The 14711-nt window shown below is 65.3% G+C and carries 16 protein-coding genes; 6 read left to right on the top strand and 10 right to left on the bottom strand.

Annotation, left to right across the window (positions count from 1 at the left end; all coding sequences use genetic code 11):
- Positions 1–34: 34 nt before the first annotated feature.
- A complete protein-coding gene (locus E2L06_RS02995; RefSeq protein ID WP_138778467.1) occupies positions 35–592 on the bottom strand; it encodes a metal-dependent hydrolase in 558 nt (185 codons plus the stop codon).
- 108 nt (positions 593–700) lie between these two features.
- On the opposite strand from E2L06_RS02995, the gene E2L06_RS02990 reads away from it, so the two are divergent.
- The gene (locus tag E2L06_RS02990) at positions 701–886 is read left to right on the top strand and encodes an HVO_A0556 family zinc finger protein (protein ID WP_138778465.1); all 186 of its coding nucleotides are present in this window, start codon (positions 701–703) and stop codon (positions 884–886) included.
- 3 nt (positions 887–889) lie between these two features.
- Here the strand turns inward: E2L06_RS02990 and E2L06_RS02985 are convergent, their stop codons facing one another.
- From E2L06_RS02985 to E2L06_RS02975, 3 genes are all read right to left on the bottom strand, one after another.
- Positions 890–1078 carry a hypothetical protein gene (locus tag E2L06_RS02985; RefSeq protein WP_138778463.1) on the bottom strand — a complete coding sequence of 63 codons (189 nt, stop codon included), beginning with the start codon at positions 1076–1078 and terminating at the stop codon, positions 890–892.
- Between the two features lie 4 nt (positions 1079–1082).
- Positions 1083–1274 carry a hypothetical protein gene (locus tag E2L06_RS02980; RefSeq protein ID WP_138778462.1) on the bottom strand — a complete coding sequence of 64 codons (192 nt, stop codon included), beginning with the start codon at positions 1272–1274 and terminating at the stop codon, positions 1083–1085.
- 273 nt (positions 1275–1547) lie between these two features.
- Positions 1548–2657: a S1C family serine protease gene (locus E2L06_RS02975; protein WP_138778460.1), complete on the bottom strand. Its 1110-nt coding sequence runs from the start codon at positions 2655–2657 to the stop codon at positions 1548–1550.
- A gap of 169 nt (positions 2658–2826) precedes the next feature.
- Between E2L06_RS02975 and E2L06_RS02970 the strand changes: the two genes are divergently transcribed.
- Together E2L06_RS02970 and rnhB are read left to right on the top strand one after the other, a co-directional pair.
- Complete coding sequence (locus tag E2L06_RS02970; RefSeq protein WP_138778458.1) at positions 2827–4206, top strand: tRNA pseudouridine(54/55) synthase Pus10; 1380 nt, start codon at positions 2827–2829, stop codon at positions 4204–4206.
- Positions 4207–4252: 46 nt separating this feature from the next.
- Positions 4253–4924 carry a ribonuclease HII gene (rnhB, locus tag E2L06_RS02965; protein WP_138778456.1) on the top strand — a complete coding sequence of 224 codons (672 nt, stop codon included), beginning with the start codon at positions 4253–4255 and terminating at the stop codon, positions 4922–4924.
- 102 nt (positions 4925–5026) lie between these two features.
- On the opposite strand, the gene E2L06_RS02960 is transcribed toward rnhB, so the two are convergent.
- From E2L06_RS02960 to lonB, 3 genes are read right to left on the bottom strand one after another with little or no spacing between them, the layout of a single operon-like run.
- Complete coding sequence (locus tag E2L06_RS02960) at positions 5027–5371, bottom strand: hypothetical protein (protein ID WP_138778454.1); 345 nt, start codon at positions 5369–5371, stop codon at positions 5027–5029.
- Positions 5372–5395: 24 nt separating this feature from the next.
- Positions 5396–6361, bottom strand: a complete 966-nt coding sequence (locus E2L06_RS02955; RefSeq protein ID WP_138778452.1) for a CPBP family intramembrane glutamic endopeptidase — start codon at positions 6359–6361, stop codon at positions 5396–5398.
- Entirely contained in the window at positions 6362–8506 is a 2145-nt protein-coding gene (gene lonB / locus E2L06_RS02950) for an ATP-dependent protease LonB (protein WP_138778450.1), read from the bottom strand.
- Between the two features lie 292 nt (positions 8507–8798).
- Here lonB and E2L06_RS02945 point away from each other — a divergent pair, with 292 nt between their 5' ends.
- Both E2L06_RS02945 and E2L06_RS02940 read left to right on the top strand, forming a co-directional pair.
- Positions 8799–9323 (top strand): nicotinamide-nucleotide adenylyltransferase, encoded by a 525-nt coding sequence (locus E2L06_RS02945; protein WP_138778447.1) that lies wholly within the window; start codon positions 8799–8801, stop codon positions 9321–9323.
- A gap of 28 nt (positions 9324–9351) precedes the next feature.
- Complete coding sequence (locus tag E2L06_RS02940) at positions 9352–10197, top strand: S-adenosyl-l-methionine hydroxide adenosyltransferase family protein (protein ID WP_138778445.1); 846 nt, start codon at positions 9352–9354, stop codon at positions 10195–10197.
- Positions 10198–10245: 48 nt separating this feature from the next.
- On the opposite strand, the gene E2L06_RS02935 is transcribed toward E2L06_RS02940, so the two are convergent.
- A complete protein-coding gene (locus tag E2L06_RS02935) occupies positions 10246–10617 on the bottom strand; it encodes a HalOD1 output domain-containing protein (protein ID WP_138778443.1) in 372 nt (123 codons plus the stop codon).
- A gap of 111 nt (positions 10618–10728) precedes the next feature.
- Positions 10729–12273: a thermosome subunit alpha gene (gene thsA / locus E2L06_RS02930; protein WP_138782485.1), complete on the bottom strand. Its 1545-nt coding sequence runs from the start codon at positions 12271–12273 to the stop codon at positions 10729–10731.
- Positions 12274–12461: 188 nt separating this feature from the next.
- Between thsA and E2L06_RS02925 the strand changes: the two genes are divergently transcribed.
- Positions 12462–13289 (top strand): amidohydrolase family protein, encoded by an 828-nt coding sequence (locus E2L06_RS02925; RefSeq protein ID WP_138778441.1) that lies wholly within the window; start codon positions 12462–12464, stop codon positions 13287–13289.
- Between the two features lie 2 nt (positions 13290–13291).
- On the opposite strand, the gene E2L06_RS02920 is transcribed toward E2L06_RS02925, so the two are convergent.
- Entirely contained in the window at positions 13292–14647 is a 1356-nt protein-coding gene (locus tag E2L06_RS02920; protein ID WP_138778439.1) for a glycerate kinase, read from the bottom strand.
- Positions 14648–14711: the final 64 nt, after the last annotated feature.

Here is a 14711-nt window from a genome sequence, read left to right as displayed (position 1 = left end):
ACGATTTGGCAGGCAATCGGATGGCCACCGACGGTCAGGACCCGATCCCGAGTCGGCGCTCGAGCGGAGCCGCGACCAGTCCGAGCCCGGGCATTCCGTCGCGATACCAGACCAGGGCGGCGACCGCAAAGAGCCCGAACTGCACCCACTCGTAGGGGCCCAGCGCGTAGTAGTGGAGGATCGCGTCGAGGATGCCGGCGACGGGGTCCTCGGGGGGTTGCTCGAGCACCGGCCAGAGGAGATACGCGGCGTGTGCGAACTCTCCCGAGAGAACCGCCGGCGGGATATCAGCCAGCAGGTGCGAACCGTAGCCGATCAGAAAGCCGACGCCGACCGCACGGCCCTCGAGTCGCTCCGCAGCGATCAGGACGGCCGGGACGAGGCAGGCGACGACGAAAAGCGAGTGGGCCAGCGTCCGGCCGCCGGGCAGGACGCCGACGTTCCACGCGAGTGGTTTGTCGATCAGATCCGGCGTCTGCGAGCCGACGGCGAGCGCGATCGCCGGCCAGGCACGCGGCGGTCGACCGAATCGGCGGTGCGTGACGACGGTACAGAGCAGATAGGCGACGGCGAGGTGTCCCCATGGCCACATTTTCCGGGCTTTCACCGGACGCGGCCATAGCTGCTTCGACTCGAGTCACGCGCGAGGCTGCATAGGCATGGCCAACTGTTTCCCTTCTCTCCGGTATGCAGTGATTACATGGCGAAATCAGAGCCGCCGCAGTCCGGTGGTACGCAGCAGTTGCTCGCGACGCTCGCGGGCCGCTCCTGTCCAGACTGCGCCGACGGCGAACTCGAGCGGGACACGTACAAGGACAAGCAAGCGGTCGTCTGTGATCAGTGTGGGACGCCACGCGTACAGGTCTGGTCGCCCTCGCTCGACTAGCCGTCACTGCGACCGCGATCCCGTATAGTCGTGGCCGACAACCAGCGCAAGTGCGTGAAACGCTAGCAGTGCAACGAGTAGCGAGAGGCGTCCCATCGAGTCGATCCCGGACAGGATAACGGGGATGTAGACGACCGGCAGCAGGGTGCCAAGCCAGAACCCGGCAGCGGTGACGGAGTGACTCAGGTGCATGGCACTAGTGCATCGACTCGAGGTCGACGTACGCGCCTTCGTGCGCCGAGATCCAGGCGGTCAGCAGCTCCGTCTCCTCGGCCTCTGGCGGGAAGATCGCACACTCGTTTGGCCCGTCATCGTTTTCCACCACGATGTGGTCGAGTTCGAACGTCGGTTCCGTGCTGTCAGGGAGGGTGGTATCGGCGTCGGTCATGCAACATCTGGTGAAGACTCACACCAGCTGTGATCGCCACATGTGTGCACATTGTTATCAAGTCTTTACTGGGGCCCCCTCGTTGGTAGCATTCGGTTTCAGAACTCTCTACCGCTCGAGAAAGAACGTGACGGACCTTGATGTGTATGATTATCCTATATCTCGAAACGAGGACGGGACAGTCACAGTAATACCTCGTTTCGGCCGGGCGCAGTCCGGTTCTGTGCGATCGGCCGAACGCGGCGTACGCACGATCTTCAGGCTGCTAACGGTCTATATCTGCGGTCGGGCACCGAGCGTTAGGTCCCGGGTACGCCACCGTCCGTTGCGCAGGAGTCGAACCTCGATCGTGTCGCCGGGGCTGGTCTCGAGTGCGAGATACGTCGAAAGGGCGTGTCGGTCGGGAATCGGCGTGCCGTCGAGTTCGCGGATGACGTCTCCCCCGACTGGGAGTTGTGCGCCACGTCGCTCGGCGGTCCGGGTGGCCGGCCGAAGGACGCCATCGGCGGCCGAGCCGTCGATGACGGCGGTGACCATGACACCGGCCGCCGTCGAAAGGTCGTTCTCCTCGGCGACGAGGCGGTCGACAGTTCGCAGGCCGATTCCCATATACGAGTGTTCGTACTCGCCGGTTTCGATGAGTGCCGGGACGACACGGTTGGTCAGCGCCGCAGAGATGGCGAAGCCGATGTTGTCGCCACTGGCGGCGTTGACGACCCCGATGACCTCCCCGTCGAGGTCGACGAGCGGACCACCGCTGTTTCCGGGATTGACAGGGGCGTCGGTCTGGATGACGTTAGGAAACGAGAACCGACGTTCGGGAAGCGTAAGCGTCCGATTGACGCCGCTGACGATCCCCGCCGACATCGACCCCGAGAGCCCGTAGGGGTTCCCGATGGCTGCGACCTGCTGACCGACGACGGGGCGCTGGTCGGCCATCGAAAGCGGCGCCACGGTCTCTGGAACGTGGTCAACCTCGAGGACGGCCAGATCGCTATGTGCGTCGCGACCGGCGAGCGTGGTGCTCGTCCAGTCACCGTTCGTGTACTGGAGATCCGCCGCCTCGCCGTTGGCGATGACGTGGTCGTTGGTGACGACGTGGCGGTCGTCGTAGAGAAAGCCCGATCCCTGCCCGCGACCCTTGGCACCAGTGTTCGGGTTCGTGACGCCGAAGACGCGCACCTGCGTGACCGAGTCGATGACCGCGTCGTAGATGTCCGTAAACGCCGAGCCGTCAGCGAGGTCGCCCCGGTCGATGGTAGCCGAGGAGTCACCCTTGATCGACTGATCGGCGCGGGGCTCGGCACAGCCGGCGATCGCACCGACGAGTCCGGCACCCGCAGCGGCGAGAAAGGACCGACGATCCGGTCGGAAATCGTTCATGACTGGTGGCTAGGACCCGACCCATTTGAACCTCCGGACTGTGGCTTGCACGAGCAAGCACGAGCTCGACCCCCAAACGAGGCCAGACGGGTGATTCCCGCTGCAAGCGAGTCTCACGCCGTCGCTTCGAAGGGAAAACGTGTTACCCGCGCCGCCCCACTCCCGAGACATGATCACGGACAACGCCCGCGCGTTGCTTTCGACGGGCACCATCTGCGATTCCTGTCTCGGTCGGCCCTTCGCCGACCGGAGTTTCGGGCTGACCAACGCCGAGCGTGGCGGGGCGCTGCGCACGACGGTCGCACTGGCCGACGACGAGGACTTCGAGCCAACTGACCCCGCGGACTGCTGGGTCTGCGAGGGCTACTGTGGCACCTTCGACGCCATCGCCGAGACGATCGTCGACGAACTCGCAGACGTCGACTTCGCGACCTACCAGGTCGGCACCCGCGTCCCGCCGCTGGTCGAAGAGAACGAACGCCTGCTTCGAGAAGACGCCGGCCTCGAGCCCGACGTCGGCGAGTCGATGAAGCGCGAGATGAACCGCGAAGTCGGCCGACGCGTCGGCGCGCTGACCGATACCGACGTCGATTTCGACCGGCCGGACGTGCTCGCCGTCGTCGACCTCCAGGGGTTCGATCCGTTCGAAACGCTCGAATCGGGCACCGTCACGAGCCACGCGGTCGACGTCCAGATCAATCCCGCGTTCGTCTACGGCCGCTACCGGAAACTCGAGCGTGACATCCCCCAGACGGAGTGGCCCTGCCGGGAGTGTGGCGGCAGCGGCGTTCAGTTGGGCGACGACGGCGAAGTAGACTGCGAGTACTGCGGCGGCTCTGGGTACATGTACGATACCAGCGTCGAACAGGTCGTCCGCCCGCACGTCGTCGAGGCGATGGACGGCGACGAGGGCACCTTTCACGGCGCGGGCCGCGAAGACGTCGACGCCCGCATGCTCGAGGAGGGCCGGCCGTTCGTTCTCGAGGTGAAACGACCCCACAACCGCGATCCCGATCCGGCGACACTCGAGCGCGAGATCAACGACGCCGCCGAGGGCGCAGTCGAGGTCGAGGGGCTGCGGCTGGCGACCTACGAGATGGTCGAGCGCGTCAAGGAACACGACGCGAGCAAGCACTACCGAGCCGACGTCGTGTTTGGGGAGCCAGTCGAGGAAGCCGCGTTCGACGCCGCACTCGCGGAACTCGAGGGGACGACCGTCGACCAGTACACCCCCGAGCGGGTCGACCACCGGCGGGCGGGGCTGACCCGCGAACGGACGGTCTACGAAATCGACGGCGACCTCCACGAGCCGACTGAGGCCGAGGTCCGCCTCCACGGCGAAGGTGGCCTCTACGTCAAAGAGCTGATCAGCAGCGACAACGGCCGTACCGAGCCGAGTCTGGCAGGCTTGCTCGAGACCGACGCCAAAGTGACCGCGCTCGACGTCACCGGCGTCGAAGGGGAACACGAGCCGTTCGAGCTCGAGGAATACTTCAGAAGCGAGCCACGGGCGGATCGCGACGACGAACTCGCGGAGACGGCCGACTGATCGACGAGTCACAACGACTTTCGTATCCGCAGTCGACCCTCGTGGTATGCCATTCGGCGTCGACGAAGCCGGCAAAGGCCCCGCGCTGGGATCGATGTTCGCCGCGGCCGTGTATCTCGAGGACCCGGACGGCCTCCCCGACGGCATCAGAGACTCGAAACGGCTCACGCCCGAGCGCCGCGAGGAACTGGCGGCAATCCTGCGGGATGACGACCGAATCGAGATCGGCGTCGCCGAGATCACGCCGGCGCGGATCGACGACCCCCAAACGGACATGAACTCGCTGGCGGTCACAGCCCACGCGAACGCGATCGAAGACGCCGTCGCAGATTGCGAGTGCAACGATGACTCGAGCGACGCGATTTCGGGACTCTGCGACGCCTGTGATACCGACGCCGATCGGTTCGCCCGCCGGGTCAGCGAGACCTGCTCGATTGAACGGCTCACCGTCGACGCCCGCCACGGTGCCGACGACGATTCGCCACTGGTCGGCGCGGCCAGTATCATCGCCAAGGTCGAACGCGACGCCCACGTCGCTGCGCTGGCCGACGAGTACGGGCCGGTCGGCAGCGGCTACCCGGGTGACTCGACCACCCGCGAGTTCCTCACATCGTACGTCGACGCACACGGCGAGCTTCCCCCGTTCGCCCGCGAGTCGTGGTCGACCTGCGAAGACGCGCTCGCCGAGGCCGAACAGACGGGACTCGAGCAGTTTTGACAGCGTTGCGTTCTCGGTATCGTGCTTCCGATGGCCATCGAGAACTGTCATCGCAAGTGGCTCGAGTAGCAGGTCGTGTTCTCGAGCGCTGTCCTAAATCGGTCAGGTCGCGGTCCAGACGGCGTAGACGTAGCTGCCGACACCGAGCACCACGAGGACCGACGAGAGCAGATCGATGGCAGCCAGTCCCGTGAGAACACTCCCGAACGCGAGGATTCCACCGGCGACGAGACAGCCCGCAGCCACGGTTTGTGCCGATCGCCAGTCCGTCGCTCCGTCGTACAACATCACCCCGACGGCGATCGCGATGATGCCGAAGCCGACTTCGGCGACGGCGGCCGCCAGCGGATCGTTTGCGATCGTCGCATAGATCAGCACGACGAAATACCCGAGAATCAGGGCACTGATCGCTCGAGAGCGGGCCGTCGACCCGGCGGTCACGTCCATACTCTATCCACCCGTTCGCCGGCCTTAGTGTTCGAGGGTCTCGGCCCACTCGAGACCGAGTCCCTCGTGGACGACGAACTCGAGGGCGTTGATCAGATAGTGAGCGACGACGACGACCAGCAGGCTCCCGGTGACGATGAAGACGGCCGCGAGGACGAACCCGAGGAGACCAGTGACGACGATGCCGACCGAGCCCTGCATGCCGTGGCCGAGGGCGAACGCAACCGAGGAACCAACCGCAAGCAGCCACGGCGAGAGGCCGAAACCGGCAGCGGCAGGGACGCCGATCAACGCCGCGCGGAAGAGAAACTCCTCGAAGACGGCGATGATCGGCAACACACCCAGCAACAACACGAGCCAGCCGCCGACCGAATCGGGAGCGAGCAGGTCCCGGAGCGTCTCGTCGTGGTCGAAGCCGAAGTGGGTCGCCGTCGCCGCGGCGAGTTCGTTCACGACGTAGATGGCGATTCCGGCGGCCACTCCAATCACGAGCCCCGTTTCGAGGTACGCGACCGAGAACTCGATACCAAGCGCCGACGCCGGGATCGCCGTGTAGACCGCCGCCCCGAGCAACAGCAGCGCGAACAGTCCCTGTGAGAAGGCGACGTTCGCGAGGAGCGCCCCCGTCGACAGCGACGACGGATCGACCGCACGATCGGCGGCGGGCCGGAGGTCGGCCGACGTGGCCGTCTTTCCTGCCCCACTCGAGTCGCGCGGTCGGCCGTCAACGCGAGTCGGGGCTCGCTCGTCGTCGGCAGGGCGGTCGCCATCGATCGATTCCGGCACGCTCGCGGGCGCATGAGACGATAGCGATTCGTCGGGGGTTCGATCGGGCCAGTCGGTATCGTGGGCCACCGCGTCGAATCGATCGTCGCCGCCGCTGGCGTCGATGTCATCGGCGTGAAACGCGGCTTGCGTCAGATGCGATAAAACGAGTAGCAAGACGAGGACGACGCCCGTCAGCCCGAGGAACGTCGCCCACTGCGGCATTTACTGCGGGCTCGGGTTCGAGCCGCTGGCGGAGCCGACGGCACCCTGGTCGAACGCGGCGTCGGTGATCGACTTGAGGCGGTCGACCAGCGAGTCCTTCTTGGGTTCGCCCATCAGGGCGACGTCTAAGACTTCGCTGATGTTCGAACAGGGGACGATATCGACCATCTCCTCGTACTCATCTTCGATCATCACGTCCTGCTCGTTGGCCTTCGGAATGATGACCGTGTCACAGCCGGCTTTCGCGGCGGCCTCGATCTTGTGGGTGACCCCACCGACCGGGAGCACGTCGCCACGGACCGACAGCGAGCCAGTCATCGCGATCGACTGATCGACCGGGATGTTCTCGAGCGCGCTGATGACGGCGGTTGCCACCGTGATGGAGGCAGAGTCACCGTCGACACCCTGCTGGCCGGCCTGGACGAACTGGATGTGGATGTCCTTCTCCGAGAGGTCGACGTCGGAGAACTTCTTGATGATCGCGGAGACGTTCTGGACCGACTCCTCGGCCATCTCCTGCAGTTTGCCGGTGGCGATCACCTGGCCGCCACCCTGGGCGGGCGCGATTTCGGCCATGACCGGGAGCATGATACCCGAGTCCTCGCCCATGACGGCGAGGCCGTTGACACGGCCCTCGACGCCGTTTTCGGTGACCTGCAGTTCGTAGTCCTTGCGGCGCTCGATGTAGTCGTCGGCGAGCTGTTGCTCGATCGACCGGGAGCGCTGCTTGGCCTGCAGGACGTCCTCGCGAGTGGTGTGCTCACGGTCCTCGGCGCGGGCGATGTCGCCAGCGACGCGGACCAGCCCACCGAGGCTGCGGAAGTGCAGCGTCAGGTGATTCTTCCGGCCCGAGCGGCGCTTGGCCTCGAGGATGAGTTCCTCGACGGCGTCGTCGGTGAAGTGGGGCAGGCGGCCGTCGCGTTCGACCTCCTGGGCGATGAAGCGGGCGTACTTGCGCCGCATCTCGGGGGTGTCCTCGATAGTGTCGTCCATGTAGACCTCGTAGCCGTACCCTTTGATCCGGTTGCGGAGCGCAGGGTGCATGTTCTCCATCGCGTCGAGGTTCCCCGCAGCGACCATGATGAAGTCACAGGGGACGGGTTCGGTCTGGACCATCGCGCCCGAGGAGCGCTCGGACTGGCCCGTGATGGCGAACTCGCCTTCCTGGATGGCCGTCATCAGCTTCTGCTGGGTGCGGATGTCGAGCGTGTTGATCTCGTCGACGAACAGCACGCCCTTGTTCGATTTGTGGATCGCACCGGGTTCGACGCGGTCGTGGCTCGGCGTTTCCATGCCACCGGACTGGAAGGGGTCGTGGCGGACGTCGCCCAGCAGCGCACCGGCGTGGGCACCGGTCGCGTCCTCGAAGGGAGCGACGCGCTGATCGCCATTGTTGACGATCATGTTGGGGACCATCGCGTCGGTCCCGCGGGACGTGTACCGGAAGATCAGCCAGATGATCCCTGCTGCGAGGATGCCAAGCAGCGGGCTGGCGCTGCTTAAGATCGCATAGGCGATGACGACCGCGATGATGATCCACATCAGGATCGATCGCATCTGGTTGCGCTTGCGGGCTTCCTCCTTGTGGGCGTCGATGATCTGTTCGCCCTTCCCGGCGGGGACGGTGCGGACCTTCGGCTCGTTCCCGTCGTCGGGGTTGTGATAGACCAAAACGTCCTGGAGGTCCTCTTTCGGCAGCAGTTGGCTCATCGCCTTCGCCAGCATCGACTTGCCGGTCCCCGGCGAGCCGATCATCATGACGTGCCGGCGCTGTTTTGCCGCCTTGATAATGATATCTCGTGCCTCGTCCTGACCAATGACCTGATCGACGAGTCGATCGGGGACTTCGATGTCCTCCGTCGAGTCGATCTTGAGACCGCCGAGGAGGTCTTCCTCGGCGATCTCCTCGTCGACCTCGACGCCGGGATCGACCTCGACCGTGCTGCCGAGGTCTTCGACGGTCTCGATCTCGTCGTCCTCGTCGGACGCCTGCTCGAACCCGTCAGTTGGATCGTCGACGTCGGTACGACGGTCGCCGTCGCCCTCGAGCGGCGACCGCTCTCCCTGACGCTCGGACTGTTCGTCCTCGGGAACAGTCTCAGGGGCGTCTTCGGGAGGGTCGTCAACGTTCGTATCGTTACTCATAGAACTCTGTTCAGTACCTGTGTCGAAGGGATTGGGACTGATATACTTTCTCCATGCGGAGGATGGTGTCAGTTGCGGATACCGGCGGACACAGCGGTCGACAGGGCGAAACGCTCGAAGTCAGGGGAGACTTTCGTACAAATATAACCTGCCACGAATATATCGTTGTGGGACTGGTCCGCAGCCGACCATGTCGTGACAGGAGGGGCCGGACGTGCGAAGATCTCTCTCACAGATCGGAATTCACGGGCAACTCGCCACGCTTAAGCGTGCTGATAGAGCAGTATCCGGCATGACTCGGGGGTTCTACATCGGTCGCTTCCAGCCCTTCCACAACGGGCATCTGAGTATGGTCGAACGGATCGCCGACGACGTCGACGAACTCGTCCTCGGGATCGGGAGCGCCGACGATTCCCACACCGTCCGGAATCCGTTCACCGCAGGCGAGCGGATCATGATGATCACGAAGTCGCTGGTCGACTACGACCTCGTGACCTACGCCGTCCCGATCGAAGACTTAGAGCGCAATTCAGTGTGGGTCAGCCACGTCCAGAGCATGAGTCCGGACTTCGACGTCGCCTACTCGAACAACCCGCTGGTCATCCAACTCTTTCGGGAAGCCGGGATCGAGATCCGCCAGTCGCCGATGTTCAACCGGGAAGTACTCGAGGGCTCGGAGGTCCGCGAGCGGATGATCACCGACGGCGACTGGGAGTCGCTCGTCCCCGAAGCCGTCACCGAGGTCATCGAGGAGATGAACGGCATCGAGCGCATCCAGATGGTCAGCGGCTCGGACTCGAACGCGAACGACGACTGATTTGAGGTGTCGAGTCGTAGCGGCGACTATGATCACGCTTTCCTCGGACTTCGGCACGCCGTATCCGGCGGCGATGAAGGGAGTGATCGTGCAGCGAACGGACGCCAGACTGGTCGACGTCGCCCACGAGTTCCCCCGACAGGACGTTCGCACGGCTTCCTTCTGGCTCCGAGAGGTGTTACCCTATTTTCCGCCAGCGACCCATCTCGTCGTCATCGACCCTGGCGTCGGGACCGACCGCGACGCGCTGGTCGTCCGCGCCGGGGAACATACCCTCGTGGGTCCCGATAACGGCGTCTTGCTTCCCGCAGCGCGGCGACTCGCGGGCGATACGGATCGACTCGAGACCCATGTAATCGACGAGGATGGCCTCGGCCCCGTCGAGCCGACGACACCAACTCGATCCGGGTCCGACACACGCGGACCGCATTCGCCACGGAGCCGAAGCAACACGTTCCACGGGCGGGATGTCTTCGCGCCGGCTGCCGCCGCGGTCCACGACGCCGGCGTCACGAGTCTCGAGTCCCTCGCGTGGCTCGAGCCGACGACACCCGCTGTCGACCTCGAGTTGCCGAGCCCGACGCTCGAGGACGAGCGAGCAGTGGGCGAGGTGCTGGTGGTCGACGACTTCGGAAACGTCATCACGAACGTGCCGGGGTCGATTCTCGACGACCTGAAGCGGGTCCGGGCCAACGACGAGCCCGTCCCGGTCGGCGAGACGTTCGCGGCCGTCCCAGCCGGCGAGCGACTGGCGACCGTCGGCAGCCACGGCTACGTGGAACTCGACGTCAATCAGGGTCGTGGTGACGAGGCCTCCGGCCTCGAGCCCGGTGATCGAGTCGTCCTCGAGCCCGTTCGGAACGACGACAGCTGACAATGGCTGACGTGCGCGAATCGCTGACCCGTCGCGATTACTGTCCCGTCAGGTACCGTTCGGAGCAGCGTACCGGTGTGCCGGTTTGATCACCAGCTCCCCGTTGGCATGGACCGTGACGGTACACTCTGCGAAGGGAAACGAGACTGACCCGCCATCGGCCCGCGCCCCGTTGCGCCGCCAGTGGCTGAACAGCGCGTTGAGCGCATCGGGTTCGATGTAGTCCGAGAGCGTCTCGAGATCGTCCGGATCGACCTCGAACACCGACGAGACCGTCAGGAGCAGTGCCGTACTCACCGGCTCGTACGAGTTGCCGTCACACCACGTGTGGTAGGTGCCACGGTCCTCGTCGTAGTAGACCGTTCGCCCACTCGTCTCGTCGACCGACGTCAGGGAGTCGCGTGGTGCGGTCTCGGACATAATATATATGAGTGTTAATTATTAGCACTTAACACTGTTGGCCGATCAATAGAAGCCACTGAGGACGGTCAATCAGCGACGAAAAATAAACCGAGAGTCGTGACAGCGACGTTACTCGGCGGCGATGACGTCGTCGATGCGGACGATCATCGTCGCGGCTTCGGTGGCGCTCTCGACGGCTTCGCGTTTGACGTCAGCGGGGTCGACGACGCCGTACTCGAAGGGATCGGCGATCGTGACCTCGTCACCGTCGGTGATCAGGCCGGCTCGGCCCTCGGACTCGTGGGCGGCACGGAGATCCACGAGCGCGTCGATGGGGTCGCGGCCGGTGTTGGCGGCCAGCGTCCGTGGGACGACGTCGAGCGCGTCGGCGAAGGCCGTCACGGCGAGCTGTTTGCGGCCCTCGATGCCGGCAGCTTCCTGGCGGATCTTGTCCGCGATCGCGATCTCGGTCGCGCCCGCACCGGGGACGACCTCGCCTGACTCGAGTGCGGTCGCGACGACGTCGAGTGCGTCACCGATGGCGCGCTCGAGTTCGTCGACGACGTGTTCGGTGCCGCCGCGGACGAAGACGGTCACCGTCTCCGCGGCCGCGCCGCCCTCGACGAACGCGAGGTCGTCGCCGGCGAAGGTCTCGGTGTGGATCCGGTCGGCGGAGCCGAAGTCCGATTCCTCGAGGTCGTCGAGTGCGCCGACGCGGCGTGCGCCGGTTGCGGAGGCGACCTGCCGGGCGTCGCTGTCGCCCAGCCCCTCGAAGACGAGGAGTCCCTCGTTGGCAAGTGCGGTGGCGACGCGGTCGTTGACGTCCTCTGTCGTGAAGACGACGTCGGCCCCGCTGTCGGCGATGGTCTCGGCGTAGCCCTCGAGTTCGCCTTCCTCGGCATCGATGGCCGCGTTGAGCTGGTCGATCGAGTCGATGGCGTACTCGGCGTCGACGTCGCCGGTTCGGACGTCGAGTTCGACGTCCAGGATGGCGATCGACGCGTCCTCGACCGTACTCGGCATGCCGTCGTGGGCGGGTTCCTCGTCGACGATGATCCCGGGGACGAGTTCGGTCGCGTTCGAGGAGGCGCCGATCTGGGTGTGGACGGTGACGTTCTCCCGCTGGACGCCCTCGCCAGTATCGACGTGGCTGATCGCCTCGACGACCGTCTCGGCTAAGGAGGCGGCGGTGAGCCCACCGGTACCCTTGCCGGTCATGCTCGACTCGGCGACCTGCTGGAGTACCTCGTCGTCGACGTCGGCCTCGCCGACCTCTTCGGCGATCGCCTCGAGGGCGATCTCGGCGGCCTCGTGATAGCCCTCGACGATGGTCGTCGCGTGGACGTCTTGCTCGATTAAGTCCTCGGCCTCGCCGAGCAGGTTGCCGGCGATGACGGCCGCGGTCGTCGTCCCGTCACCGACTTCCTCTTCCTGAGAGTCGGCGACTTCGACGATCATCTGGGCCGCGGGGTGTTCGATATCCATCTCGTTCAAAATGGTCGCGCCATCGTTCGTGATGACGACGTCCCCGCCGGAGTCGACGAGCATCTTGTCCATGCCGCGGGGCCCGAGTGTGGTACGTACCGACTCGGCGACGGCCTTGCCGGCCATGATGTTCGACGATTGGGCGTCGCGGCCCTGCGTTCGCTGACTGTCCTCGCTCAGAATGAACATAGGCTGTCCGCCCATGCGTCGCTGTTGTGCCATCGTTGATCCTCACTAACCATGTCGTCAGCACTTCTATATAAATCTTTCCCTCGAATCACCGCTCCGTCTTGCGATTGTACGTGCCTCCGAGCCACACGACCGGCCGACACCGGCCGGTAGCACAATATAGGTCGACTCGGAACACCCGGGTGGGAATGCTGGAGTTGGAACACGGGTTTCGGGTGGTGGACCTCTCGACACGATTGCCGTCAACCGATGGCGGGGGAGCCTCACAGGGACACACGATTACGGCGGATCGGCTCGAGCGGGAGATGCACCAGGCCGGAATCACGAAAGCGGTCGTCTTCCCGCCGTCGACACCGGAGACGAGCTACGTCGCGCCGAACAACGGCGTCGCCAGACGCAGCGTCGACCGGCCATTCGTCTCGTTCGCCCGGATCAACGGCACCCAGACGCCAGGACAGAAGACGACCGGACGGCTCCGCAACGCCGTCAGCCGCCGCGATGACCACCATACCACTCCAGGCGATATCGAGAAATACGCGTACGACGACCGCTTCCACGGCTTCGTCCTCGATCCGACCGTCGACGGCTACCCCGACGACGACGTTCTCACGGCTCTCGAGGACGTCGATCTCCCCGTGATCGTTCGCGGCGGTGTCGATGCACCGCCCGAAACCCTCGCCGAAACCCTTCTCGAGCGGTCGTTTCCCGTCATCGTCGGCCACTTCGGCGGCTATCCGCTGGATCGCTCGCTGATGAGCGATATGATCGACCTCTTGGCGGAGTACGACGACTGCTACCTCGAGACGAGTTTCGTCCGCTATCGCGAATACCTCGAGCGTGCACTGCTCGAGCATCCGGATCGCGTCTTCTTCGGCAGCGGTGCGCCCGCCTGTCACCCCAACGTCGCGGTCATGGAGATCCTTACCCTCGATGTCTCCGAAGACCTGTTACGGCGAGCGTTCTCGAAAAACGCCTGTCGCGTGATCGACGCGCTTGCGCCGAACGCGGAGATTTAGCGCTATTCGACGACCAGTACCCGCAGATCGTTCAGGTTCGTTCCCGTGGGTCCCGTTCGAACCAGCGCGTGTCGCGACTCGAGAGACGGGAAGACATCGTTTTCGGCGAGTGCGTCGCGTGCGCTGTCGGGCTCTTTGACGGTCGTCCCGTCGACGAGCGCACCGGCAGCGTCGGTCACGCCGTCGATCCCGTCAGTGTCGACCGCGGCGACCGTGATGTCGCTGCCCACTCCGTCGCTGTTCTCAGTCTCCCTCTCGTTTGCAAGCGCGAGCGCTGCGCTCATCGCGAACTCCTGATTCGGACCACCCGTCCCGTCGCCGCGGATCGTCACCGTCGTCTCGCCGCCCGAGAGGAGCACAGCCGGCGGTGAAACGGGGGTCCCCGTGGCGCGAACCTCTTCGGCAATCCCCATATGAACCGTCGCCGCCTCGCGGGCCTCCCCGCGAATCCGCGAGGAAAGGACGAGCGGCTCGTAGCCACGGTCGGCCGCCGTCTCGCGAGCTGCCTCGAGCGCCGTCATTCCGTCGGCGACGATCTGTGTCGAAACGCGCTCGAACACAGAGTCATCGCTAGCCGGCGTTTCGGCAATCGCACCGGCTGTGCCGCGTTCGAATCGGTCGACGACGGCCGTGGGCGCGTCGATGTCGTAGCGCTCGAGGACCGCGAGCGCGTCCGAATACGTCGACTCGTCGGGAGCCAGCGGGCCACTCGCGATGACGCTCGGGTCGTTTCCCACGACGTCGCTCAAAAGTACCGCAACGACCGTCGCAGGGGAAACGCGGCGGGCCAGCCGCCCGCCTTTCAGCGCCGAGAGATGCTTGCGGACGGCGTTGATCTCGTCGATGTCGGCCCCGCTCGCGAGCAGCGCGTCGGTGGTCGCTTGCAGATCCGCAAGCGAGATCTCACCGGCGGGGGCTGGCATGAGTGCGCTCCCGCCACCGGTGATCGCCGCCAGCACGAGCGTGTCCTCGCCGGTCGCGTCCGCTGTGTCGAGCAAGTCGCGCGTCCCCGCGACTCCGCGCTCGCTCGGGACGGGATGGTCGCCCTCGCGAACCTCGACCCGTGCCGTCTCGACCGGGTCGTCCGTGACGACCACGCCGCCGTCGATCCGGTCGCCGAGGATCTCCTCGAGCGCCGCGGCGACGTGGGCAGCGGCGTTACCGCCACCGAGGACGACGAGCTCGTCGTACTCGCGGAGATCGTAGGTCGCGTCGCCGACGCGGAGGGTCTCTCCCTCGAGCGCGACGGCGTCGCGGACGACCGTTCGCGGGTGGCCTGCTTCGATTCCGGCCTCGATGCAGTCGAGTGCGACATCGTGGGCGTCGGTCGATGCGAGACGGTCCCGATCGTCGATCACGGCCGATCACCCATGGCCGTCGCCGACAGCTTCGAACTAGTCACTCGAGACACGTCGCTAGCAC

Source organism: Haloterrigena sp. H1 (assembly GCF_005938085.1).
In the GTDB taxonomy this organism is placed as follows: domain Archaea; phylum Halobacteriota; class Halobacteria; order Halobacteriales; family Natrialbaceae; genus Natrinema.
The sequence above is the reverse complement of the archived record's forward strand: the minus strand, read 5'-3'. Positions and strand labels throughout refer to the sequence as shown.